The sequence below is a fragment of the Cesiribacter andamanensis AMV16 genome (assembly GCF_000348925.1).
Classification (GTDB): Bacteria; Bacteroidota; Bacteroidia; order Cytophagales; family Cyclobacteriaceae; genus Cesiribacter; species Cesiribacter andamanensis.
The window spans coordinates 1-24,317 of record NZ_AODQ01000011.1; the positions used below are offsets into that span (position 1 = coordinate 1).

Genomic DNA, 24,317 nt, shown 5'->3' on the forward strand with positions numbered 1-24,317 from the left:
CCTGCAGGCTGCGGATGCGGGCTGCCACCGGATGGTAATGCCCTCTGTCTTGGCTTCTTCCCGCCCCCCCAGCAGAAAGCGGCCCAGGGTACCCTCGGCCTGGTAGCCCGCCAGCAGCACCGTGGTAGTGGGCAGGGAGATGTAGCGGGCCAGGTAGCTGAGGATGCGCCCGCCGGTGGCCATGCCGCTGCCGGCAATGACTACTTTGGGGCGGCCATCGTCCAGCAGGCGCAGCGTATCGCGGTAGCTGGCCGTATGCGAGATGGAGCGGCTGAGCTGGTGCAGCTCGTGCTGGCTAAGCTTGTGCCAGGGGCTGCTGCGCTCCATCAGCTGGGTTACATCGGCGCCCATGGGGCTATCCAGGTAGATGGGGATGTCGGGGATGGCCCCCCGGAGCCTAAGCTGCCAGAAGTGGTACATGAGCAGCTGCGCCCGCTCTACGGCAAAGCTGGGAATGAGCAGTACCCCCTGCTCGTGGAGCGTTTGCTGCACATAGCCCTGCAGGCTGGCCTGAATATCTTCCTTTAGGTGCAGGCGATCACCATAGGTACTTTCCAGAAAGAGCACATCGGCCCGTTCGGGCAGCTCGGGCTGGTACAGCAGGGGATCGTCGAATCGGCCAATATCCCCCGAAAAGAGCAGGCGCCTACCCTCCACATCCAGCTCCAGGAAGGTAGCGCCCAGGATGTGGCCGGCATAGCGGTGCCGGTAGCGAATCTCCTCGCCCAGCGGAATCCACTCCCCCGGCTTCTGAGGACTGAACAGGGGCAGGGTTTTCTCCACATCCTTCAGGCTATAGAGGGGTTTGGCGGGGCTGTGTTTGGTATAGCCCTCCTCATTGGCCCGGCGAGCTTCTTCTTCCTGCAGCTGGGCGCTGTCTTCCAGAATGATGCGGGCTATCTCCAGGCTGGGCTCGGTGCCGTAAATGGGGCAGCTAAGCCCCTGGGCCACCAGGCGGGGCAGGTAGCCACAATGGTCCAGGTGGCCATGGGTGAGCAGCACCGCATCGATGGTGGAAGGATCGATCGGAAAAGGCGCCCAGTTGATCAGGCGCAGCTTCTTGAGCCCCTGAAACAGGCCGCAGTCAATAAGGATGCGCTTGCCCAGGGCTTCGATCAGGTATTTGGAGCCGGTAACCGTTTCGGCCGCTCCCAGAAAATGGATGCGTATGGACATGGTGGTATTGGACAATGGACAATGGACGATGGACGATGGACTATGGACAATGGACAATGGACGATAGGCAATGGACCGGGCGGCGTACCGCAATGGACAGGGCGGTTTACCGCAATGGACGAAAAACCGGGCTACCCCTACCCCTTTGTTGGTGTTTTCACCAACAAATCATGTGCTGGTCAGGAGCGTTGTTGGTGAAAACACCAACAACAGGATACGTCACCAAAAATCGCCCATCGCAGTTCGCCACGAGGACAATTGCGGAACGCCGCCGGTCCATTGCGGAACGCCGCCCGGTCCATTGTCTCTTGTCCATAGTCTATTGTCTATTGTCTATTATCTAACTTCTAACTTCTAACTTCTAACTTCTAACTTTTACCCTCTACCTTCTACCCGCACAACTGCGCTATCTCCTCCTGCACCCCTTTGAGGCGCTGGGATTTGACACCGGCTGCCAGCAGAGCCTCTTCCTGCCCGATCAGTTCCCGGCAGAGTACCAGCCCCTGTTCCAGCAGGCGCTGCTCTTCGGCACGGCTCAGGCTGGTGAGGCTGGTGAGGGGATAGAGGCGGGAAGTATCGATCAGCTCCCGAAGGCTTCCCTGCTGGGGGTAGTCCCAGCTGACCAGCAGCAGGCCTGAGCAGCTGCCATACTGCTGGGCATCGCCGGTAAAGCGTGTATTGGTAAAGATGGCCCCTTTATGCGTACGCTCAAAGAGGTGATTGCCGTTCTGGAGCTCCCCCTTGTGCTCATCTTCCCAGCGATGGCGGATATCGTCGAAACGCGCTTTAATGTAGAGGGGTACTTTCACATCTGATACCCGACCCTGATGGTTGTGGTATTTGCACTCCACCAGCAGCTGCACCCCCTCCTGTTCTGCCACCACATCTACCTCGTGCTGCACGCAGCGGCCCTGCATCAGCTGGCCCACCAGCACCTGGTAGCCCTGAACCTGCAGCAGGGCACCCACCAGCCGCTCAAAGGGAAAGCCACTGGGGCCCAGCTCCATAAGGGCCTGCTTAAGCTTGTAGCGGGCAGCGGAGGGCTTGGTCGCTTTTCGCAGCTGGGCAAAGGCCTGCTGGTAGATCTTTTTGGTGGGCATGCCCGGATAGAGCTGAGCCATAGTATCGGCCACAATTCTTTCTACCAGTGCTTCCTGGGCGCCGGCTTTGCGCAGGGAGCGGGCCAGTTTTTGGGGATCAAAGAGTTCCTGCTCTCCGGAGGCCTTGGTAATGGGGATGGGGGCTTGCTGGGGCATAAGGGGGTAAAAGGGGTGTTTTGGAGGTAAGTTAAGAAAGGCCTGCTACCCAACCAGCATCTAGCCTAATTTCCTGCAGTTGAAATCCTCCGGTTAACAACACCAGGCTGTGCCTGGCATGCAAGGGGAAGTCTACTGGCTGGCCTTCCGCCTTTCCCGGCAGCCCCACTTTTCAACAACACATAGGGCCTATAGAGCAGCTGGTTGAGCAGGTTTCTCTCAGCCGATATGGGGAACACAGCCTGCTGAAGAGGGAGGAGCACAAAGACGGATGATATGTATAATTATTGTAATAAACTTTAATCTAATTTTAATACTGATAACCGATAAATTATTTGAAATCAGCGATTTGCAGCGTACATTCACAGTATTATATGCAAAGCGTATTTGTTCATTTTTTGAAGACCCTTTTATATTATTTTTACTATGGAAGTTATCTTCGCCTCGCCCTGACATCCCCCATACCGCTTCATTTTAACAACACACGACTCTACGAGGAGCACCTACAGGAGGCTCTGAGATTGTAGAGAAGCAGACCAGCGTCTGCAGCTGTGTTTCAGCGACCGCTTGCACCACCTTGTGGTGCCCCGGCAGGGTATGCCTATGCCTTTCCCTGGCCCTTCTCCTTGCCACTCATTTCGCTTATTCTTTTATCTATTCTGTACCTATTATCTATTTAATCTGCTACACGCATGAAAAAGCACCTCACCTATTCGCTGGCCAGCCTGCTATTTGGCTTTCTGGCCTTCTCCTGTACGCCCGACGAAGCCGAACTGGTAGAACCCTCCATGGACAACAAGGCGGCACTAAGCCTGAGCTGTCCTGCCGGGGCAACCTGTGTACCTGTTGGCAACGGCCAGTACCAACTCTCCAACGCCATTTATGAAGGTCTCAACACCTGGTCTTTCACCATCAAGCAAACGGGCGATCCTAAGGGCATTGGCCTGAGCAATCTGGTGATCGGCTACACCCTTTGCCCTGACGAGGAACTCCCTGCAGGCGGTATCCTATTGGAAAGTGCTGCCATTATCAACGGCAGCTCGCAGCAGACCCCTGTGATCGAGTATTCCATTGGCCTGGGAACCGGCTGCGCCTTTACCGGAAGCAACGATGGGTATTTTAAGCTTGACGAGCTTACAGCTTTGAGCAAGGACAAATTGTATACGGTTCGCTTTACAATTGAGTCTGCGCTGCCCGTGCGGATCGATTATTTCGAGGTACTGGTGAAGGCCGGCAACAACTGTGTATCGGCCGTACTTGATGCCGGCGACTGCACCCCTCCTCCAACCGATGATTGCTCCTATTCTCAGGGCTATTTCTTTGCCAAGCCCGGACCTACCTGGGGTGGCCTGTCGGTAAGCCTGGGTGGAGAAACCTATAATGAAGCAGACGGACGCTACATCTGGAGCACCAGCAACGCCGGCGGTATCGCCACCAGCAAAAAAGTGTTCCTGCAGGCAGCCACTATTATGCTGAGCTACCAGCTGGGCCATATGAGTTCTGCCGTATATGGTACCCTTTCGGCTGATATCGCCATCATCAGTAACTACCTTGCCCAGTTTGATAAATTAACATCATATGAGCAGCTTCCCAGCGGTGGTGATGGAGCCGCTGCCGCCTGGGCTGCTGCGGCCCGCCTGGACCAGTTCATTCAGGCCAATCATTGCGACAATAGATAATGATAAACAGGTGATCGGATACTGCTACATCCCGGGGGCTTGCCTTCGGGATGTTTTTTTAGGGATGGGCGAGTGTCTAAAAAACCAAATGGCCAGAGGGAAAGGCTTACTATGATAGGAATACTCAGCCGCAATAGCTTTACCGCCAACCGCAACTAAACCAAAATCAAGTATCCAATAAACTGCCGGGAGGACGTAAAGCAGGGTGAAAAATAACAGGCTATGACAGAGGGTGGGAATTCTGCAGGAAAAAGCAATCCCTATAACATCCTATTGTAAAGTAGGCAATCAAAAACCCCCTACGGTCAGGCTATATGTAGAAAATGCCAGGGATGGCATTGAATTTGGGATAATTACGAGCTAAAGTCAAGAGATTTTATAAATATAATTTAATATATTATTTTTAATATTTTTTTAATGTAATTAGGTATAACAGTATTGACTTTCAATTATTTAACAGCTACATTCACTTGTGCAATAAAAAACCAGTTAATACAATTTTTTAATGTAGCACCTTTATCCATTTTTTCAATGTATCCTTTAACCTCCACTGTTTGTCCAACAGGCCAGCCTTCCCTAACGGAAGGTTGTTGGCTGGCAGTAGCCCTCCCCCCTTAAGGCATGGCGCCTCTTTTCTGAGGTAGCCATGCCTTTTGCTTTTTCCGGCAGCTACAGGATCCGCACCACGTTTTGGGGCCAGGCTCTCTATTGCCTCCACTTTTCTCAGCCATTAGCCTTTGCCAAGTAGCCAATCAACGTATCAGCGATCATTTTTTTCAATCATCTCTACTTTTATGAAAAATTTTAACTTAATACAGCAGACTCGTAGCTGCCCAACAGCTTTTCATCCATACAAACCTGCAATTTGGGAAAGTTTAACGGGGGGTATTAATTCCTTATTAGTTGCCATTATGCTTCTGGCGCTCCCCCTTTCCTTGTATGCCCAGAAGCCTGCCGCCAGCCTGGAGCAGGTGCGCAACGGGGGAGCAACCAGCCCGGTGAGCCCGGGCAACTGGCAAAATGGTAACCTCAATGCCAGCCAGGCCCACTTTGTAGAAAGCCATTCGATTCCTTATCGAGCCCTGCTGACAGGCCTGCCTTCCAACACAGAAGTAAGTCTCACTATGGCCTATGACATTCGCCATAGCAGCCGTAACGCGCTGGACTTTCTCACCCACTTTGACCGCATTCAGCCACATGGTCAGTTTTTCCACAATCAGGAAATAATTGACCCCACCATTGGTACTTCCTTTGCCGGACAACTGGCAAGTCCAACCAGTAAACTAGTGATTCCCCGTCCAACCCTGCTGCGGACCGATGGAGTACCCGGCACAGTCTGGGATCAGCTTACTGCCGACAAACGGGAAATGAGCATGTGGGGGGGGGAAATTTTATCCATCGTATATGATGGCTCTGGCGACTTGTCAGTTTCCAACTCCGAGCAACGCATCATTGTTACCTTTAAAACTGGTACTTCAGGATCAGCCGTATTAGCCTGGGGCGGCCACATTGCCAGCCGCCTGGACTGGGGCTATGACAATGCCGGGGTTCCCCTTTCAGCGGGTGGCATCAGCGGTTCGCCCTACCACATGCGCCTGAAAAGTTGGACTCTGGGTAACCTGGGCAACCAAGACCGCTCTCTGGCCGCCGCAGCCGTAATACCTCCCCCAAGTTGCGATATTGAAGGGCCTGCATCTGTATGTGCCGGAGCGAGCAGTATCTATTCTACTGATGAAGTAGCCGACAGCTATATGTGGACGCTCGTAAACAATACTAATGGAGCAGTTTTCAATCCAGCACCCAGTTCAACTTCTCAAAGTGTAACAGTTGTAGCCAATGCTACTATGGGAGGAAGTTATACTGTTAAGCTGGTGACTGTAAGAAATGGTATCAGTTCAACAGAACCCTGCGAGTTTCCTGTTACCGTAATCTATCCTACTACCAACGAAATTGCCAATCGCATCCATTGCCATGGTGATCCAGGCGCAGCCATCAACTTTAGCAGTCCTGTAGAGGGCGCTACCTTCTCCTGGACATCCTCAGCAAACGTAGGCTTTGGCAGCAGCGGGATTGGAAACATCGGCGCCTACACCGCCAGCAATACCACCAATGCCCCCATTGTGGCTACAGTAACAGTGATTGCTTCGGCCAACGGCTGTGCCGGCCCTGCCAGAACCTTTACCGTAACGGTAAATCCCAGACCAGCCACCAACTTCCGTTACGTATAATGCGCCGGCCTGCGATGAGTCGACATTCAGCGTAACTGTAAACAGTCCGACACTGGGTGCTACCTATTCTATTCTGGATAAAAATGGTGCGGCAATTTCAGGTGTTATGCCAGCCGCTTCCATTACACCTACCGCTGCGTCACCAACCGTAGTTTTCAGTAACATTCCGGCTGGTGCAGGCTATCAGGTATCAGTAACGAGCACAACAGGCTGCAGCTCAGGCACAACCTCCTGTGGCAGTGCTTCATCGACTTCTCTAAAACAAACTGCCCCTACCAGTAATGAACGTGAGAAAGAGGAAGAAGCAGTGCTGTCCCTGAAAAAGGATAAAATGGTAGCTTACCCTGTTCCCTTCTCCAATAAGTTGACACTGGAATTCTATATAGAACAGGAGGGCAACTTTCAGGTAAACCTGTATGATATGGGTGGAAAACTGGTGAAACAGTTAAAAACCGGCACCAGTCTGGCGGGAGAAATGCAACGCGTAGAAGTAAACGGACTGGGACTGCACGATGGCATGTACCTGGTAAGCGTCATGAGTGGAAAAGAAAAACAAACTATCAGGATTATCAAAAAAGAATAATTCTGCAGCAAGTAAAGAAGGGGCCGGCAGCATCTGCTGGCCTCCTTCTTTTTTTTATGATGTGCAGCTTAGGCTACGAGCTAGCATGCCTACACCGTACAAGGTGTCCCTCTTGGAGAAGTCCTTCTCAAATTTGTAGACATCTAAGCCTCTAATTTTTTTATGATCGCATTTAGAAAATTTTTTAACAATGAAAAACAACATTCACACCACCTCAAAAAAAATTCTCCTTGAATTTTCGTTGATGCCCCAATTGGCCTTGATGCTGGCCTTGCTACTGGCACTCCCCCTATCCTTATATGCCCAGAAGCCAGCGGCCAGTCTGGAGCAGGTGCGCAACGGGGGGGCCAGCAGTCCGGTAAGCCCGGGCAACTGGCAAAATGGCAACCTCAACGCCAGCCAGGCCCACTTTGTCGAGAGTCACTCGATCCCCTATAGGGCCCTGCTTACCGGTTTGCCCTCCAATACTCGAGTAAGCCTGACAATGGCTTATGATATTCGTCACAGTGGCCGCAATGCCCTGGACTTTCTTACCCACTTTGACCGCATTGAACCCCATGGTCAATTCTTCCATCCCGCAGAAGTCATAGACCCTACACTGGGTACTACTTTTGCTGGCCAATTGGCAAGTCCCACCAGCACATTGGAAATCCCCCGTCCTACCCTGTTGCGGGGTGATGGGGTACCTGGCACTGTTTGGGATCAGCTCACAGCTGCAAAAAGAGTAATGACCATGTGGGGTGGGTTTATTGAAAGCATCGTCTATGATGGCTCAGGCGACTTATCGGTTTCCAACTCCGAGCAGCGCATCATTGTGACCTTTATGACTGGCAACTCGGGTGCAGCAGTACTGGCCTGGGGCGGGCACATTGCCAGCCGCCTGGATTGGGGCTATGACAATGCCGGGGTTCCCTTGTCGGCTGGTGGCATCAGTGGATCGCCCTACCACATGCGCCTGAAAAACTGGACCCTGGGCAACTTGGGCAACCAGGACCGCTCCCTGGCTGCCGCAGCCGTAATTGCTCCTCCCGGCTGTGCGCTTACCGGAGCGACTGCAGCTTGTGCCGGAGAGGTCAACACCTATTCTACTACTGAAACTGCCGATTCATACGCCTGGACTTTTGCTGCCAATACCAGCGGTGCTTTTTTCACCAATAGCAATGGAGATAACCTAGGCTCGTCTGTAACTACTAATACAGGTAGTATTATGGTCAATTCTGGTCCCGGTGGCGGAAGCTATACCGTAAACCTGGTTACAACCAGAAATGGTATATCTTCCACTGATATTTGCCAAGTAACGGCCATAATTACCGCTATTCCAGCTCGGCCCGATATTACCTATAACCCACCTGCCTGTGACGAAACCACTTTTAGTATAGAAGTTACCTGTCCCTTGGGTGCTCAATACGAATACAGCAATAACGGGGGCGCAACCTATCAGGCTAGTCCAATCTTTGGCGGCATTGCTGCCGGTGCGGGCTTTAGTGTTACCGTCCGTGTGGTAGGCACCAGCTGTGTATCAGCCGCTACGCACTGCGGCAACTATGATACTCAGGTATGTTCCGCTTCTGCAGCTGCCACCAGTCTGGAGAAAGACCAGCAAAGTTCCAGCCAACGCCTCGGCACTGGGGAGCTGAACCTTAAATCAAATGTGAGTGCCTATCCTGTCCCCTTTAAGGAAAAGCTCAATCTGGAATTTTATTCAGAGCGTGATGGCACTTTCCGGGTAAACCTATATGATATGGGTGGTAAGCTGATCCGGCAATTAAAGGCTGGTACTGGCAAAGCAGGTGACCTGCAGCGCATTGAAGTAGATGGTAAAGACCTGGAAGATGGTATGTATTTGGTGGGAGTGGAAAATGGCAGCGAACGCCAAACCATTCGCATCATTAAGAAAGAATAGTGCTTTTTGGAGTAGCTGTATAGGCACCTGGTACTTCAATTCCAGGTGCCTATACCAGCCTCTGTATTCACCAGTTGGCATCAATCAAAACCACTATTCTTTACCCTCTTCCTTCTTTTACCAATGTTTACAAATTGTTATCTAATAGTGGCTGCAGGCAGCCAGATACTTGAAATCCGGTATGGATACGTTTCCCACATTCCTCCATAGAATTCCCTCCTGGTAATACTGAGGATCGTACCTGCTATTGCCGGTATTATTCACTAACCACCTGAAAGGGTTAGTATCCTTCAATTTGCTTTTTTTTCCAATGACCCTTCCTCTAGTCTCTGTTATCCATTTTTTCAATCAACTCTCCATACAATGAATCACGTTAACACAACTACTGGGCGTTATACCGGGAGGTGTTTAGATCTTCCAATAAAGCGTCTGCGGTATTCTGCAGGCTGGTATGATACTTTCTACAGATCGGGAGGAAATCTACTTATCTTGAGTCTGATTTTTGCCCTGTCCACCCTGCCAATTTCATCAGCTATTGGCCAAGCGGCCAATCTGGACCAGGTCCGGAATGGTAAATATGATAATCCTGTTTCTCCGGGCAATTTCCAAAACGGTAACCTGGGGTTTCAAAATGCCCACTTTATCGAGGGGTACTCCGTTCCGTACAGAGCGGTAATGACTGGCCTTACCCCTGGGGTACCGGTTTCGCTTGAAATCGGGTTTGATATTAAACACAGCGGTAAACATGCCCTGGATTATATAACCTCCTATGATCGGCTGGAACCTCACATATTTTTTGGACATGATCCGGAAACAATTGATCCCACGGTTGGCACCGGGGTTGTGGGTGGGGCCGTCTATGCAGATATCCCTCCTCCGATCGTAAATAAAAATGTTACCATTGGGGTGATAACCAAATCGCAACCCCTCAGCTCTTATAATGATCTATCTGCTGATGAGAAAAAAATGGCCTTATGGGGTGGCAATTTTGCAGCCTCAAACGCAATTGTATACTCAAGCGGGGGCAATCTGGATGTAGCACAATCACAAGCCATAATTGTTGTTTCCTTTACTCCTACTGCCTCTACAGCAGTACTGGCCTGGGGAGGACATATTGCCAGCAGGCTTGATTGGGGTGATCCTATCACCGGGCCCAATTCAGCTGGTGGCATTAGTGGTTCCCCTTATCACATGCGACTTCTCGACTGGAACCTGAACAACCTTGGTAATCAGGATAGATCGCTAAAAGCCGATGCTGTTTTTGCACCACCGTTGGAGTGTCAGGTCACTCCTTTGGTTCAGAATCACTGCGAAGGTGGCAACGCTACCATTACAGCTGCAGTGGCAGAGGGCACCGGCGCCGGACCCTTTACCTATGAATTGAAGAAAGGCTCTACAATGGACGCGACTATCCAGACCATTGGGCCAACCGCTCTAAGAATTGTAGAGTTTCAGCTCAATAATGTAGCCCTGGCAGATGCTGGAAGATATTATGTGGTGATCACAGACAATTTTGGCACCACCTGTCATGATTTTGGCGATCTGAATGTCTTTAGAGATCCTTCGGTTTCTGTTGCAGCACAGAATGTATGCTCTGGTGGCTCAGCCACCTTCAGAGCCAACATCACCAACCTGCAGGCTGGCGTTAGCTACAGTATAAAATGGCACGAATTTAATGCTGCCGGCACCCCCCTTGGGGCGGGTACAGCCGGCACCATCCAAAGCGATGCCATGGGCTACTACTCTACTTTTACAGTCAACAACGCTACAGCTACCACCCGCTATGGTGCAGTTGTGATCGATGATGAGGGGATGTCCTGTAATGGACAGGGCTACAATACCTTAACTGTTTATGACGATCCAGCCATAAGCGTTGGTGCGCAAAATGCCTGTAAAGGAGGCTCTGTTATCTTCAGAGCGGATATCACCAATCTACAGGCAGGAATAAACTATACCATTCGCTGGCATGAGTTCAATGCCGCCGGCACCCCCCTGGGGGCAGGTACAGCCGGCACCATCCAAAGCGACGCTATAGGGTATTACTCCACCTACACGGTCAATAATATTTCGGCTAATGCCTACTATGGGGCAGTAGTGGTAGATTCCGATGGCAAAGGCTGCGATGGACAGGGCTATAATACTCTTACTGCTTATGATGACCCAACCGTAACGGTAGGAGCAGAAGCGGAATGCGAAGATGGGTCTGCTACCTTCAGAGCAGACTTGGCTAATCTTGTTCCCGGCTATACCTATAGCATCAGCTGGCATGAGTTCAATGCCGCCGGCACCCCCCTGGGGGCAGGTACAGCCGGCACCATTCAAAGTGACGCTACAGGGTATTACTCCACCTTTACGGTGAATAATATAACTTCTAATGGCTATTATGGGGCTGTGATTGCAGATACCGGTGGAAAAGGCTGTGATGGCCAGGGCTACAATTCGCTCACAGTAATGCCATGCAGTAAAATTGAGCTGGAAAAATTAACAGATGGTCTGGTTGACCCCAGCATGCTATGGTCCTTTACTATATCCGAAGGAGATCTTGAAGCACCAGTTACTGAAAGTGTTCTAAATGATGCTGACGGCATTCTGTTCGATGGCCTTGTGCTGAGCAGATACGAAACTTATAAAATCTGCGAAACAAATGTTGGCTCAGGATTCAATGTTGTCATTCAGTACTACGACAGTGAAGGTGTGCTTCAGGATGTTCCCTGGTTCGATCCGGATGTTGTAAACGGAGGGGGAGACTTTAACCAGGGCGAAGCCATGGGCAATTATTGCTTCTACATAGGAGCCGGCACGGATCTGGAGCTGCCTGCAAATACGGCTGATGCCACAGAGCCAATCAGGCTCAGGATTAGGATTAATAACATTCCACCCCCTGGTGGCGATGCCCGCACCCCTGGCTATTGGAAAAACTGGAATTCATGCACTCAGGGCAATCAATACAACAATGTAATGGAGGCTCGTGCCAATGGAGGTGATAAAGCGGACTTCTGGTTGCTTGACGACCATTTACCCCATATCCTATGGCAGACAGCCTCAGCTAGGTACGAGATTACTAGCTGCCAGGAAGCTGTATTAATTCTGGATGAACGCCAGGTAACAGGTAAAAACCAAAAGCTGGCTAGTGATGCAGCCTATAAACTGGCTAAGCACTTGTTGACCTACCAGTTGAATAAGAAATCTGGCACCTATGAATGTGCAAGCGCTGCAGCCGCAGCTGTGGAAGCAGAGGGACTACTTGCCAGCCTAAATTTCAGAGGAACCCTAAGCAGCTATTTGTCAAACAAAGGAAAAGGTGGAGGTGGTGCTCAGTATGCCCGTGCCCTGGAATTAGCCAAGACGCTGGATGCCTACAACAACAACCTGCCTTGTGGTGCCGGCGCCCGCACCATTGCCGATAAAGAATCCGCTCCAGCCAGCCTGGATTCTAAGCTTCGCATCAGCACCTATCCCAACCCCTTCCGGGGGGCCACTACCCTTGAATTCAGCTCACCGGTAAAACAAGGGGTGTGCTGCAGGTATATACCATGGATGGCAAAGTAGTAAGCGAGCTCTTTAAGGGCGATATGGAAGCCGGCCAGACCTATAAGGCCGACTTCAAACTGGAAAATAGAAGCGCTCAAATGTTCTTCTATATTCTTCGCACAGATCAGGGCAACCAGGTAGGTCGCATTATTTCGCTGGAATAATTGTTCCCACCCTGTCTGGCCCCAAAGCCCCGCCTCCCCGGCGGGGCTTTTTTATGGTAACTTTCGGCAGTCCGATAGCTTTTCGCCTGATGTATAGGCTACTAAACAACAGATTCTGAACACCACTTTTCCTGGCTCATACTACCGGAGTCCTGCCCCACTCCACCCCTATCCCTACTAGTAATAGCCCGGCGGATGGAGGATCAATGCTCCTCCTTCACTCCTGAATGATGCGCTAAGAAGCCTGCTTGTAGCAGCCCCTGCTTTAGGCTAATACCCCCAGGCAACAGGGTCTGCATTCCCTAAACTACACCGTTTAATTAAATCAATATTTTTTTAAATTATTCTTCAGTAATTAAAATCAAAACCATTGACAATCAGTTTATTATACTGTACCTTAACATTATATACTAAACACACTTTAGCCCTACGTATGGCATAAGCTCCTATCCAATTTTTTTCGTATGCGCTACCGATCCCTGTTCCCCCACCTCCCGCTGAAAGACCCGCTCTCCGGCGGCCTGCTCTACCCCCGCTGACCCGATGTTGAGGTTTCTGGCACTACTTTTAGCTGCCAGGCCTATGCCCTGTATGCCGTTTGCCTTACAAATGCACCATTTTTTTGGGGCCCGGACTCCTTGTGCCTTTTTTTTCAGAGCACCGGCGCCTTATCCTTCCAATTCCATTCAACACTATTTTTTTAAAGTCAGCATTTCACCCTATGAAAAACAATCACCAACCTAAGCTGATGGGCTTCTGTTGCCCTTCCTCCCCCTCATCCAACACTTCCATTTGGGCCCAGCCCCTGTTACGGCTCTGGCTTATGCTTTGTATTGTAAGTCTGAGCGCTGGGGCCGCGCTAGCACAACTGCCGCCCCCGGAACGCTGCGTATCCCAAGACCTGACCATTATTGGTGCCAGCGTGGTGGGCAATGGCTGCGTTACCTGCGAACCAGGGCAAACGATCACCTCCACGCTTTCGCTGCAGATCCATAACAAAACCGGCTCGCACCGAACCGCCTTCTCTTTTTGGGGAACGCTGGAAATTTGGAGCGGTGGAGTCCTCGTTTCTTCCATGGATGTGAATGATTGTAATGATGATGGCTTTCCCGGTGGCACCACCACAGGCTTTGAATCGTTTGAGGTTACCTATACATGCGGCGACCAGATCAAGCTCACCAACATTTACATGGCCTGGACCGATGCTGCGGATATCGGCCGGAATCAGTGCCCCGCCATCGAAGCAAATCCTGATAAGATTGCGCCAAAATGCGGCACACTGCAGGAAATTGTGGTGGCTACCCCCCTCTTCGCCTCAGCAGAGGCAGGTACCATCGCCTGCCATGGCGGCACCACAACGCTTACTGCCCTTGCAACCGGCGGTACAGCACCCTATCAGTATAGCATCAATGGCGGAGCCAGCTGGCAATCCTCACCTGCCTTTACCGTAGGCGATGGCAGCTATACTATACTGGTAAAAGATGCCATGGGCTGTACAGCCGAATCGGATGAAGTGCTTGTTTCCCAACCTGATGAACTGCTTGCTGGTGCCAGCGCAGGCGCCATTATGTGCCATGGCGGCAGCACTACCCTTACCGCTTCGGCCACAGGGGGTACAAGCCCCTACCTGTACAGCATTGATGGGGGCAGTAGCTGGCAGGCCTCTCCTGAATTTACAGTTAGCAGCGGCACCTACACCGTTCTGGTAAAGGATGCCATGGAGTGTACAGATGCCGCTAGCCCACTTACAATTGGCCAGCCCGCTGCCCTGATCGCCGATGCTGAGGCGGGCACCATTTCCTGCCATGCCGGCACCACCACCCTTACCGCATCGGCTACAGGGGGTACTCCGCCCTATGCCTATAGTATAGACGGAGGCACTACCTGGCAGCCCGATCCCGCCTTTACAGTAAGTGCCGGCACCCATACCGTACTGGTGCAGGATGCTAATTTGTGCAGAGATGATGTAGTGATTAGCATTGGAGATCCCGATGCTCTGGTGGCGGGTGCCACCCACGGCACCATTGCCTGCCATGGCGGCACTACCACGCTGGAAGCCTCTGCCAGCGGAGGTACCAGCCCTTATGAATTTAGCATTGATGGGGGTAGCAGCTGGCAGTCTGAAAGTAGTTTTACCGTAGAGGCTGGCACCTACACCATCACTGTACGGGATGCCATGGGCTGTATGGATGCCACCGACCCAATTCCCATTGGCGAGCCTTCGGCGGTTGAAATCACCGCTGTGGTACCCACCGATGTTAGCTGTGACGGACCCGCTACCGGCACCATTACCGTTACGGCCAGCGGGGGCACCGGCAGCCTGGAGTACAGCCTGGACAACAGCAGCTGGCAGCCGGGCAATGTATTCACAGAGCTTACCGCCGGAGCCTATACCGTGTATGTGCGGGATGCCAACCTGTGCCCCGCTCAGGCATCGGTTACCATTAATCCGGCCATGAACTGCCTTGCCGAAGGCTGTACGCTGGGTTACTGGAAAAATCATACCGACAGATGGTGTGATGCCTATTCACCCGAAACGGTCTACGGCAGCATCTTTACGGCAGCCCCTGCAAGGCTTAGAAATCTTACCTTCCTACAGGTACTTAACCTGCAGGGAGGTGGCATCTATAACCTGGCCCGCCAGTCGGTAGCTGCGCTGCTCAATGCCTGCCATCCTAATGTAGACTATGAATTAAGCACCAGTGCCATCATTGAGGGCGTAAACGCTGCATTCCTGAATGGTACCGCCGGAGCCTATGCAACCTACCTGGATGGCCTGAATAATGCCGGCTGTCCGCTAGGGGGCACACCGGCTACTACTTCAGCGCGCACTCTTCCCGGCAAAGAGGCTGGTTCCGGTCTGGATTCCGAGCTTCGCATCAGCACCTACCCCAACCCCTTCCGGGGGGCAACTACCCTTGAGTTTAGCTCACCGGTGAAAACCAGAGGTGTGCTAGAGGTATTCACCATGGATGGTAAGGAAGTAAGTGTTCTCTTTAGAGGCGACATGGAAGCCGGCCAGACCTATAAGGCCGAATTCAGACTGGAAAATAGAAGTTCTCAACTGTTCTTCTACATTCTTCGCACGGATCAGGGCAACCAGGTAGGCCGTGTTATTTCCCTGGAATAATACTCAATTCTCCACTTTAGCAAAAAGCCCTGCCAGTTTTGGCGGGGCTTTTTTTGTTGGCAAGGCCGGTCTGTTTTGCGATCTGCAGAGCAACGCGCCAACTTGTTTACATTCAGTACCGTAGTACTTCATAGGGACTCCCTAGCTTCGGTCCCTTTGTACCTACGCTACATTTCGGTCAGGGCCTGTTTTAGGCTGTACTACTCTTTCTGCTCCTTCCTCAGCCGGCACGTGTTTGCCATACGGGCTGCTGCAGCCCAAAGGCCAGCTCGTGTATGTAAAAAAGATGGAAAATAGTTCAGATCAATGTTAAACCTTTAATGCCGGCACGCATCTATACCTGGACGATGTCTATGTTTGTTGAGCAGATCAAAATTTTTGTAATGAAGAAGAATCTTTTACTAACACTATTCCTGACCATACTTAGCGGCGCGCTCTATGCCCAATCAGGCACCCTCTCCGGCCGGGTGCTGGATGGCGAAACGGGCGAACCGCTTCCCTTTACCACCGTGGCTGCCTTTACCGGCTCCGAGCTGGTTACCGGCACCACCACCGGCGATAATGGCCGCTTTAGCCTGGAGCTGCCCTATGGCACCTACCGGGTGGTAATTCAATTTCTGTCCTATCAGGAAAAAACCTTTCCCACTGTAAGCCTTAGCGCCGATAAGCCGGCGCACAACTTTGGCGATGTAGCCCTGGCCGAAGCCGAAGAAACCCTGCAGGCCGTGGAGGTGGAAGCCCAGGCTCCTGAAATGCAGCTTTCGCTGGATAAAAAGATCTTTAGCGTGCAGGACAACCTGGCAGTAAAAGGGGGCTCGGCTACGGATGTACTGGACAATATCCCCTCCGTAAATGTGGATACCGAAGGCAATGTAAGCCTGCGGGGAAGTGAGAATGTGCGCATCCTCATCGATGGCAAGCCCAGCGGCCTTACCGGCGCCAATGCCCTGCGCCAGCTGCCGGCAGAGCTCATTGAGCGGGTAGAGGTGATCACTAACCCCAGTGCCCGCTATGAAGCCCAGGGCATGGCCGGCATCATCAACATTGTCCTGAAGAAAAACCAGAAAAATGGCCTCAATGGCTCCTTTGATGTTACCGCCGGCTACCCCCACAACTACGGCCTTGGCGCCAACATCAACGTGCGCCGCAAGGCAGCCAACTTTTTTGTGAACCTGAGCACCCGCTACCGGGAGAATCCGGGCGGCGGCTTCACCAATAACCGCTATGACAGCCAGCGCATCCTCTCGCTGTCAGATGAGGAAGAGCCCCTGACCTACAACCGGCTCAACCAGGATCGGGAGCGCATGCGTACGGGCTGGTCGCACAACATCCGCCTGGGCTCCGATGTGTACCTCAACCAGCACAATACCCTTACCGGATCCTTTTTGTACAGCACCGGCCCCGGCGTCAATACCTCCAGCCTCACCAACAACTTTCTGCTGGGCCAAAACCTGCAGATCTTCAGCCTCCGGGAAGAAGTAGAAAACGAGCAGGACCAGAACCTGGAGTGGGCCCTGGATTACCGCAAAACCTTTGATAAAAAAGACCGTCTGCTCACCGGTACGGTGCAGTACCGCCTGCGTACCGAAGAAGAACTGGCCGATTTTAATGAGCGCTACTTTCTGCCCGGCCGGGAGCCGGCCCCGCGCATGCCCGACATTCAGCGCTCCGATAATGACGAAAGCCAGCAAAACACCCTGATCCAGTTTGATTATGTAGACCCCATTGGCGACAAAGGCCAGTGGGAAATGGGTACGCGCAACAGCTTTCGCCGCATCAATACCGATTACCGGGTAGACTCCCTCTCAGGTGGCACCTACTTCCCCATGGACCGTTTCAACAATAATTTTGAGTATGTTGAAGACATTTATGCCCTTTATGCCCAGCTGGGCATGAAGCATGAGCCCTTCTCCTACCAGCTGGGGCTGCGGGCCGAGTACAGTGTGATTGATACCGAACTTAAAACCACGGGAGAAGAAAACTCCAGGGATTACCTGAACCTCTTCCCCTCGGCTTTTCTGACCTATAGCTTTTCCAAGCTTTCATCGCTGCAGCTTAGCTACAGCCGCCGGGTGCGCCGCCCGGGCTTCCGGGAGCTGAACCCCTTCCGCTCCTTTACCGATCCGCGCAACATTCGCCTGGGCAATCCCAACCTTGACCCTGAGTTTACGCACTCTATGGAACTGGGCTACCTGCGCAACTTCAGCAAGGGGTCGCTCACCAGTAGCCTGTTCTACCGCCATACCGAAGGCCTCATTCAGTGGTATAGCACGCTGGAAGCTACCCCCGGCGAGGGCACGGATGATCAGGAGAACATTACCATCATCAATCAGCCGCTCAACCTGGGCACCCGGGATGATCTGGGGGTAGAGCTGGTCGGCTCCTTTGACCTGAACAAGTGGTGGACAATCAACCAAAGCCTGAACGTGTTCCATTCCACCACCAATGCAAGCAACATTGACCAGGAACTGGCCACCCGGGAAAACCTGTCGGTGCAGACCCTGGGCTGGCAGACCCGTTTCAACAGCCGCATGCGCCTGGGCAAGGGGCTTAACCTGCAGCAGACCTTCTTTTACATGGGACCTCAGGATATGCCCCAGGGCCGCCGCCTCTCCATGTACATGCTCAACCTGGGGGCCAGCAAAGACATCCTCAACAACAAGGCCACCATTTCGCTGAGTGTGGATGACCTGCTGAACAGCCGCAAATGGCGCATGGAGCGCCTGGGCACCGGCTTTACCTCCGAGTCGGAATTCCAGTGGCGCCGCCGCTCGGTGAGCATTAACTTCAACTACCGCCTGAATCAGGACCGCCGCTCCAGCCGCAAAGACAACCGGCAGGATCGTCAGGAACGTCAGGAAGGGAATGGCGAAGAAATGGGCGAGTTTTAAGCAACGTGCCACTGGTACAAAAGAGCCCCAGCCTATACCCAGGCTGGGGCCCTTTTATTTTGGTCCGATAAGGGGCACGCCCAGCTACCACCCAAGCCATGGCATATCCGCTGCCGGCTGAGCGGCCTGGCTTAGGCCTGTGGCACTTCCAGCAGGGATATTTCTGCCAGCGGACCCGATACTGGTATAGGGTCCTGCTGCTCGGCAGGGGGTGTTGTGCTGCGGCTGGCATACCAGCGGCGGGTCTTCACTTTTAGCAATTCCCGCTCCAGGATCATATGGGCAATTTGCCGTGAGGGACTATCGGCCAGCAGGGCCTCCCGAAATTTATGATCGGGAATATCAATGCGGTAAAGCGCCTGCATGAGGCGCTCCATGTCTCTTTCCAGCAGATAGGCTACCTGCCTGTGGAGGGCGTCTAAAAAATCCTGCTGACTGGCGGTAGCCAGCAGGGCCTGGTGCTGTTCTTCCAGCACCCCATGCTGCTGCAGAAGCCGGGCGGCTTCTTCTAATTCAGAATGTTGCATGCACGATTGAAATAAGGTGGAGCTTAGCCTGCTATACGGGTTTAAAGGATAAAAAGATAAGCGCAACTCTTGTTTTATTGCCTGTAGAGCGGGACTTTTTTCGTGCAGCCAGGCAGCAGAGCCTATAGCACCCCGGGGGCTGCCGCAGCAGGCGTGTCATGCCCCGGCTACCCTAGCGAATATGGCCCTGGCTGTTGATCTCATCCAGGTCATAATCTTTGCCAATGCCCCAGCGCACCAGCTCGGCCAGTTCGTACTGCTCCAGGCTGATGCTGTCCTTCACCAGGTAGTTCTGGTTAGAGAGCCGCCGCATTACGGTAAACTCCCGTGTTTCGCCATAATTGGTTATCCTGTATGTATGCCCTACCCGCAGGGCATCAAATGCCATCGCCATGTATTCTCAATTAATCCCCAAAAGAAAGCGCTTCTCCCGAAAGAAAAGCGCTTTTTGCCAAATAGTTCAAATTATTTCTTCACCAGCCGGTGGTGGCTGGTATAGGTGCCGGCGGTAATTTCCAGCACATACAAGCCGGCCGGCAGGTGCTGCAGCTGCCCAATGGGCATAATGGTTTCTCCCTTCTGCACATGCAACTGCTGCTCTGCCAGCAGGCGGCCATCGCTGTGGAGCACCCGCAGCTGCACCTGCTGATCCCGGCTGCCCTGCAGGTTCACTACCAGGTTGTGGGTGAAGGGGTTGGGGTAAATGCCGTTTACGGTAAAGTGGGGATTGCTCAGCTGCACCAGTACCACCGGGCTATACTCCCGGCTGCCGTCAATATCTACCTGTTCCAGGCGGTAGTAGAGCGGGCCGGCCAGCACCTCGGCTACGCCCACATCGCTAAAGGTGTAGGCCAGTTCCTGCTGGCTGTTGCCCTCAGCCGCTTTGGAAGCGATGCTGCCCAGGGTAGTAAAGTCTACTCCATCCCGGGAGCGCTGCACCAGAAAGTGGCTGTTACCTTCTTCGGTAGCCGTGCGCCACTGCAGCACAACGTCCTTGCCCCTGAGCGCTGCGTCAAAGCTGATGAGGGTTACGGGCAGGGGCGCCTGCGGGTTGGTGGTGCCAAAGGTAAAGATGCCCCGATCGCCCCCCTGGTTTCCAAAGCTGGACAGGCCCGGTGCCGACCGTAGCCGTCCCTCTTCGGGATCAGCAGCCGATTCCATTCCGTCATTCCCCTCATCCCGCCACCGGCTATCGTCCCTGCTCCAGCGGGCTACAAGCAGGTCTTCTTCCGCTACCTCTGCAATGCCCGATTGCTCATCCCAGTAAAGGGCCAGCTGGGCTGCAGCCGATCCGCCCAGCTGCTGTACCGTCCAGTACTCCTGCTCTGATACCTGAGCCACCTCCTCAAAGGCGGCGGGATAGGCAGCGGGATCAGTAGGCACAGGGGCTGCCTCAGCATGGTAGGCCACTTTGAAGGAGGTAGTGCGATCCTGTTCGGTGATGACTGCCACCTGCCCCAGCCGGCCGGCATCCCCCACCGGAAACACGAAGTCCTCGGCCCGGCTAAAATGTTTAAGCATGGGTCCGGATATATAAGCCGTATTAGAAGGATTGCCGTCTACTGCAGCATCGGGGCCCAGGCTTAGCAGGCTTTCTTCAGAGCTATAGAGCACCCCCTCTTCCAGCACCAGGGAGTGGCGTACAGAAAGGGTCTGAATCTCCTCCAGCCGTTTATCGCCCCCGCCGGTCAGCCGTAGCCTCCAGATCTCCAGTTCTGCTGTACTGTTGATGGTTTGCCGGGCAGCTCCATTGAGGGTAAGGGTACCTTGCCCTGCTTGCCAGTTTCCCTCATTTCGCAGCACCCCCATCAGCCGGATCTCTCCCGGGGCTGTGTACTGAATGGCGCCCCGGTTTGTAATGCCCTCCAGAAGGGGGTTTTGCAGCCCGCACTGTTGCAGCAGTGCATTGGCTGAGCCGATGGTAACACTTGCCCCCTCCAGCACCACCAGATTACGATAGTAGGCATTTGGGCTGGTGATCTGGGGCTGAAAACGCACAGTTTGCTCCCATATGCGGGTACCATTGGGCAAAACACCTACCAGATTATTGGCCTCACAATCCGGTACCTGGCCCCGGCTCCAGTTGGCGGGATTGTCCCAGCGGCTGTCCTGTACCCCTATCCAGGCATTAAAGGCTTCGCTGGCCCCCATATCGGGATTGATGCGCACCACCTGGTCTATATCGGTGCCAACGTCTGCCAGCTCGGTGCCGGCATCAATGGTGGGGCTTTGGGGTGAAAGGGTCTCCAGTATGCGCAAATTACAGGCCTGTGGATCTACAAAGTAGCGTTCAACATTCTGGCTGATGGAGGCCAGGTCGTGCGACTGCCCCCCTGCTGCCAGGGTCATCTGCTGCCACTGCGGCAGATTGGCGGCCGAGTTGCCGGCGATGTAGCCAAAATCAGGATAGGGTGCTACCTCCCGGGCCTGGTAGAGCAGGTTATGGTTGGAGGAAATTCCGCTGCTGAGGCGGCTGTAGATCAGGTAATTTACCCCCTCTGTGGCCCGGGTATCCAGCAAAATATTATTTTTGATATCAATGGGCGCACTGCCCTCCCGCCGCAGCAGGTGGCTGGTACGGGCAGAGGCATTGCCCGGCCCATACATATATAAGGTGTTGTAGTAAACCTTTACCGGCTGCTGGGCGGCGCTGTTGAGATACAGTCCGTGCAGGGAGGTGGTGCTTTGGGCCTGGGGAGTGGCAAGGGCCAGCATGTTGTTGGCAATCAGCAGCCCGCCACTCACATGCTGGGTATAGATGCCGGTGCTCCCATACAGCAGCGGGCTGATGGCAACGGCCTCTCCAAAGCTGCTGCCGTTGCGCAGATCACAGATCATATTCCGCTCTATGCGGGCCTGCGCAGCTGTGCCCCGGTACACAATCCCAATCAGATCGGCGCCCAGCCGGCCGCTCACATCCGCTGCTATGTTGCGGATGCTATTGTCCCGGATGTCGGGCACATTGGCCTGGCTATCTATGAATATGCCGCGGAACGTAAGATAGCTACCCCCTGCCCCGCTCCGGTTCCCCTTTAGTAGTACCCCCTCTATGCGATTGCCCACCACCGAGCCGGCCGTTTGCAGGGCCGGCCGGTTGCGAAACTGGATGGGGATAATGGCGTAGCCGCCCTGCAGCACACTGGCCTGCCCTGTAGAAATGGCAGTAAGCCCATAAAACTCGTTCTTCACAAAATCCACCCTGCCGGCATAGGCTACCGCCGAGAGGGCAAGCGCATCCCCTTCCAGCGGTGTGGCGCTGGTTTCGGCCGTAATGTTGGCAATCCTGTTATGCTCAAACAGCGCAGCCCCCTGCGGCGACTCAAAGCTTAGGGGCAGTATGCTGGCATAGGCCTGCTGGGGGCTGGTGGTGATAATGTGCAGGGGGGCTCCCCCGGCAAAGGGCTGCTGTCCGCCAAAATAATTCTGACGAATGGTATAATCTGTACCGGAAAGAATGCGGATGCCCCGCAGGCTAAAGACATCGGACGAGGAATGGGTAAAGGTTGCCTGCCGCAGGTAGAAGTGATTTTGGTCAATGGTCCAGTTGGTGGAACCGGGGCCCAGCAGCAGCTCGGACGGATAATCGGGAGAAGCGCTGCCCTTGGCGCCAAAGCTGTAGAACTCATTACCCTGCACAAGCACCGCTTCATTGGGGCTGTTTTCTGCGGAACGGGAGGCCAGGGCATTTACCGGATACTGCTCTTCATAGCCTCCAATTTCATTATACTCAATAGTGGCATGGCTATTACCCCCGGCAGTCCCATTCAGAAAAATCACTCCCTGCTGTGGATCGCTGCTGCGGCCCTGCAGCAGGCAGTAGCCCAGGTACACATGGGTAGCACCCCTTTCCAGACCTATGGTTGGTGCAGTACCCGTATTGCGAAAGAGCAGGCCCTCTGGCACCTGCAGGCCGCTGGATCCGTTGGTGCTGCTGCGGCCATCAAGCCGCACCCAGTCGGCCCCGTTGAGCCGGATAAGGGCCCCTCTGGCTACATCGCTGCTGCCGCTGATCTGATAGGGCGTATTGCCGGGCCTGGGCCGGATGCTGATGGTATGTTGTGCACTGGCGCCGCTTAGTTCATTGAGGGCATGCTCACCGGTTTCATCGGGCAGGTGGCTGATCACCTCAAATACAAAAGGCCCATTGATTGCCTGCAGCTGGTTAAGCGCATGAAAAACACCCCCTGTGCGGGTAAGGCTGCTAAAATCCCCACCAACCCCTACCGTGTAGGTGCCCCCAGCCGGATTAAGGGCCGGAGGGGGTATATAGGCAGGCACGGACTCTATCAGAAAATTATCAAAATCGGCCAGGCCGGTGGCATTGGTATTGCGGGTTACGAACTTGATCTCCTGCAGGGGGGCGGGATTTGCCTGAACGGCTGCCTGTGCAGGCGCATCGTTGACCACCAGGGCCTGTCCTGCCCAGATATCTACCCCCTGATGGGGTATTGTCTCAGGCAGGCCATTGGGCGCCAGATAGGTAAAAGCCCCTCCGGAATTATTCAGAAAGATGCTGATAGTGGTGCCACTGGCCGCAGTATGGCCGCCATTTGCCGTATTGTTAACCCGGTTCTCGATGCGGAAGCGGTCTGGCCCCGCCCACCGAAGCTCAACGGACGCAAACCGGCGGGCGTATTCAGGAAAATTTCGGTCGCGGGAAAGATCCCGCCCCACAAAAAAGGAGCCGAACGATACCGTCTGCCCGGCCCCAAGTCCGGGTGCCGATGTGCTCAGGTCAAACTGCAGACGCATGACGGCAGGGGTTTCAAACCCCTGATCTTTGATCCAGTATACCTGATTGTTGCTCTCCTTGCTGAGGCGCAGCACCCGTCGGCCCTGCAGGCTGGCCAGCGAAAAGGTGGTGTTGCCATCGGTTGAGGTCTGCAACAGCACATTTACCTGCTGTGCAGAGGGATTAGTGGCCTGCGAAAATTCAGAAAGCGAGCCCAGCCTCTCAAAATCCTGCACCAGGATCTGCGCAGGCGCCCGCAGTGAAAGGAGTAGCAAAAAGGAGATAAAGGTAAGGGAGAGAAAGGAGGGGGATTGCGCCGGGGGGGTGTGTAAATGTAGTTGCATAGGCTTCTTCTTTTGCACTATTCATACAGCTCTGTGAAGCTTTCACCCTTATATACCCGCTTGCGGTAGCAAGTGTTACCAATGCGGCTAAAATTCTTACCACCACACAATCAGCCATTTACCAGCCACTTTTCCGGAAACAGATCTTTGTTTGGCCACTGATCAGGCAGCAT

Annotated in this window: 13 protein-coding genes; 8 read left to right on the forward strand and 5 right to left on the reverse strand. The window is 53.5% G+C overall.

Annotation, left to right across the window (positions count from 1 at the left end; genetic code table 11):
• Both ADICEAN_RS03375 and ADICEAN_RS03380 read right to left on the reverse strand, forming a co-directional pair.
• On the reverse strand, positions 1-1,176 hold a 1,176-nt coding region (locus ADICEAN_RS03375; protein WP_040396113.1), incomplete at its 3' end, for an MBL fold metallo-hydrolase.
• A 389-nt stretch (positions 1,177-1,565) separates the two neighbouring features.
• Positions 1,566-2,432: an ATP cone domain-containing protein gene (locus tag ADICEAN_RS03380; protein WP_009194123.1), complete on the reverse strand. Its 867-nt coding sequence runs from the start codon at positions 2,430-2,432 to the stop codon at positions 1,566-1,568.
• 692 nt (positions 2,433-3,124) lie between these two features.
• Between ADICEAN_RS03380 and ADICEAN_RS03385 the strand changes: the two genes are divergently transcribed.
• The 8 genes from ADICEAN_RS03385 (at position 3,125) to ADICEAN_RS03430 (ending at position 18,541) form a co-directional block, all read left to right on the forward strand.
• A complete protein-coding gene (locus tag ADICEAN_RS03385) occupies positions 3,125-4,111 on the forward strand; it encodes a hypothetical protein (protein WP_009194125.1) in 987 nt (328 codons plus the stop codon).
• A gap of 911 nt (positions 4,112-5,022) precedes the next feature.
• Positions 5,023-6,339, forward strand: a complete 1,317-nt coding sequence (locus ADICEAN_RS03395) for a hypothetical protein (RefSeq protein ID WP_009194126.1) — start codon at positions 5,023-5,025, stop codon at positions 6,337-6,339.
• Positions 6,340-6,445: 106 nt separating this feature from the next.
• Positions 6,446-6,922: a T9SS type A sorting domain-containing protein gene (locus ADICEAN_RS23130; RefSeq protein ID WP_236612860.1), complete on the forward strand. Its 477-nt coding sequence runs from the start codon at positions 6,446-6,448 to the stop codon at positions 6,920-6,922.
• Between the two features lie 190 nt (positions 6,923-7,112).
• Positions 7,113-8,825, forward strand: coding sequence for a T9SS type A sorting domain-containing protein (locus ADICEAN_RS23135; protein ID WP_009194127.1), 1,713 nt, complete (start codon positions 7,113-7,115; stop codon positions 8,823-8,825).
• Between the two features lie 363 nt (positions 8,826-9,188).
• Positions 9,189-12,374: an immunoglobulin domain-containing protein gene (locus ADICEAN_RS03415; protein ID WP_009194128.1), complete on the forward strand. Its 3,186-nt coding sequence runs from the start codon at positions 9,189-9,191 to the stop codon at positions 12,372-12,374.
• Positions 12,359-12,520 (forward strand): hypothetical protein, encoded by a 162-nt coding sequence (locus tag ADICEAN_RS22530; protein ID WP_161622656.1) that lies wholly within the window; start codon positions 12,359-12,361, stop codon positions 12,518-12,520. The genes ADICEAN_RS03415 and ADICEAN_RS22530 overlap by 16 nt, the downstream gene beginning before the upstream one ends.
• A gap of 823 nt (positions 12,521-13,343) precedes the next feature.
• Entirely contained in the window at positions 13,344-15,650 is a 2,307-nt protein-coding gene (locus ADICEAN_RS03425; RefSeq protein ID WP_161622657.1) for a SprB repeat-containing protein, read from the forward strand.
• Positions 15,651-16,033: 383 nt separating this feature from the next.
• On the forward strand, positions 16,034-18,541 hold the full coding sequence (locus ADICEAN_RS03430) for an outer membrane beta-barrel family protein (protein ID WP_161622658.1): 2,508 nt from the start codon (positions 16,034-16,036) through the stop codon (positions 18,539-18,541).
• 131 nt (positions 18,542-18,672) lie between these two features.
• Here the strand turns inward: ADICEAN_RS03430 and ADICEAN_RS03435 are convergent, their stop codons facing one another.
• The 3 genes from ADICEAN_RS03435 to ADICEAN_RS20885 all read right to left on the reverse strand — a co-directional run bounded on the left by ADICEAN_RS03435 (position 18,673) and on the right by ADICEAN_RS20885 (position 24,144).
• The gene (locus tag ADICEAN_RS03435; RefSeq protein WP_009194132.1) at positions 18,673-19,068 is read right to left on the reverse strand and encodes a hypothetical protein; all 396 of its coding nucleotides are present in this window, start codon (positions 19,066-19,068) and stop codon (positions 18,673-18,675) included.
• Positions 19,069-19,240: 172 nt separating this feature from the next.
• On the reverse strand, positions 19,241-19,462 hold the full coding sequence (locus ADICEAN_RS03440; RefSeq protein WP_009194133.1) for a hypothetical protein: 222 nt from the start codon (positions 19,460-19,462) through the stop codon (positions 19,241-19,243).
• A 71-nt stretch (positions 19,463-19,533) separates the two neighbouring features.
• Positions 19,534-24,144 (reverse strand): T9SS type A sorting domain-containing protein, encoded by a 4,611-nt coding sequence (locus ADICEAN_RS20885; protein ID WP_009194134.1) that lies wholly within the window; start codon positions 24,142-24,144, stop codon positions 19,534-19,536.
• Between the last annotated feature and the right edge of the window lie 173 nt (positions 24,145-24,317).

Coding starts and splice junctions, on each gene's coding strand:
- ADICEAN_RS03430 (WP_161622658.1), top strand. CDS start 16,034: ATGAAGAAGAATCTTTTACTAACACTATTCCTGACCATACTTAGCGGC.
- ADICEAN_RS03425 (WP_161622657.1), top strand. CDS start 13,344: ATGCTTTGTATTGTAAGTCTGAGCGCTGGGGCCGCGCTAGCACAACTG.
- ADICEAN_RS03435 (WP_009194132.1), bottom strand. CDS start 19,068: ATGCAACATTCTGAATTAGAAGAAGCCGCCCGGCTTCTGCAGCAGCAT.
- ADICEAN_RS03385 (WP_009194125.1), top strand. CDS start 3,125: ATGAAAAAGCACCTCACCTATTCGCTGGCCAGCCTGCTATTTGGCTTT.
- ADICEAN_RS22530 (WP_161622656.1), top strand. CDS start 12,359: ATGGATGGCAAAGTAGTAAGCGAGCTCTTTAAGGGCGATATGGAAGCC.
- ADICEAN_RS03395 (WP_009194126.1), top strand. CDS start 5,023: ATGCTTCTGGCGCTCCCCCTTTCCTTGTATGCCCAGAAGCCTGCCGCC.
- ADICEAN_RS03440 (WP_009194133.1), bottom strand. CDS start 19,462: ATGGCGATGGCATTTGATGCCCTGCGGGTAGGGCATACATACAGGATA.
- ADICEAN_RS23130 (WP_236612860.1), top strand. CDS start 6,446: ATGCCAGCCGCTTCCATTACACCTACCGCTGCGTCACCAACCGTAGTT.
- ADICEAN_RS03415 (WP_009194128.1), top strand. CDS start 9,189: ATGAATCACGTTAACACAACTACTGGGCGTTATACCGGGAGGTGTTTA.
- ADICEAN_RS03380 (WP_009194123.1), bottom strand. CDS start 2,432: ATGCCCCAGCAAGCCCCCATCCCCATTACCAAGGCCTCCGGAGAGCAG.
- ADICEAN_RS20885 (WP_009194134.1), bottom strand. CDS start 24,144: ATGCAACTACATTTACACACCCCCCCGGCGCAATCCCCCTCCTTTCTC.
- ADICEAN_RS23135 (WP_009194127.1), top strand. CDS start 7,113: ATGAAAAACAACATTCACACCACCTCAAAAAAAATTCTCCTTGAATTT.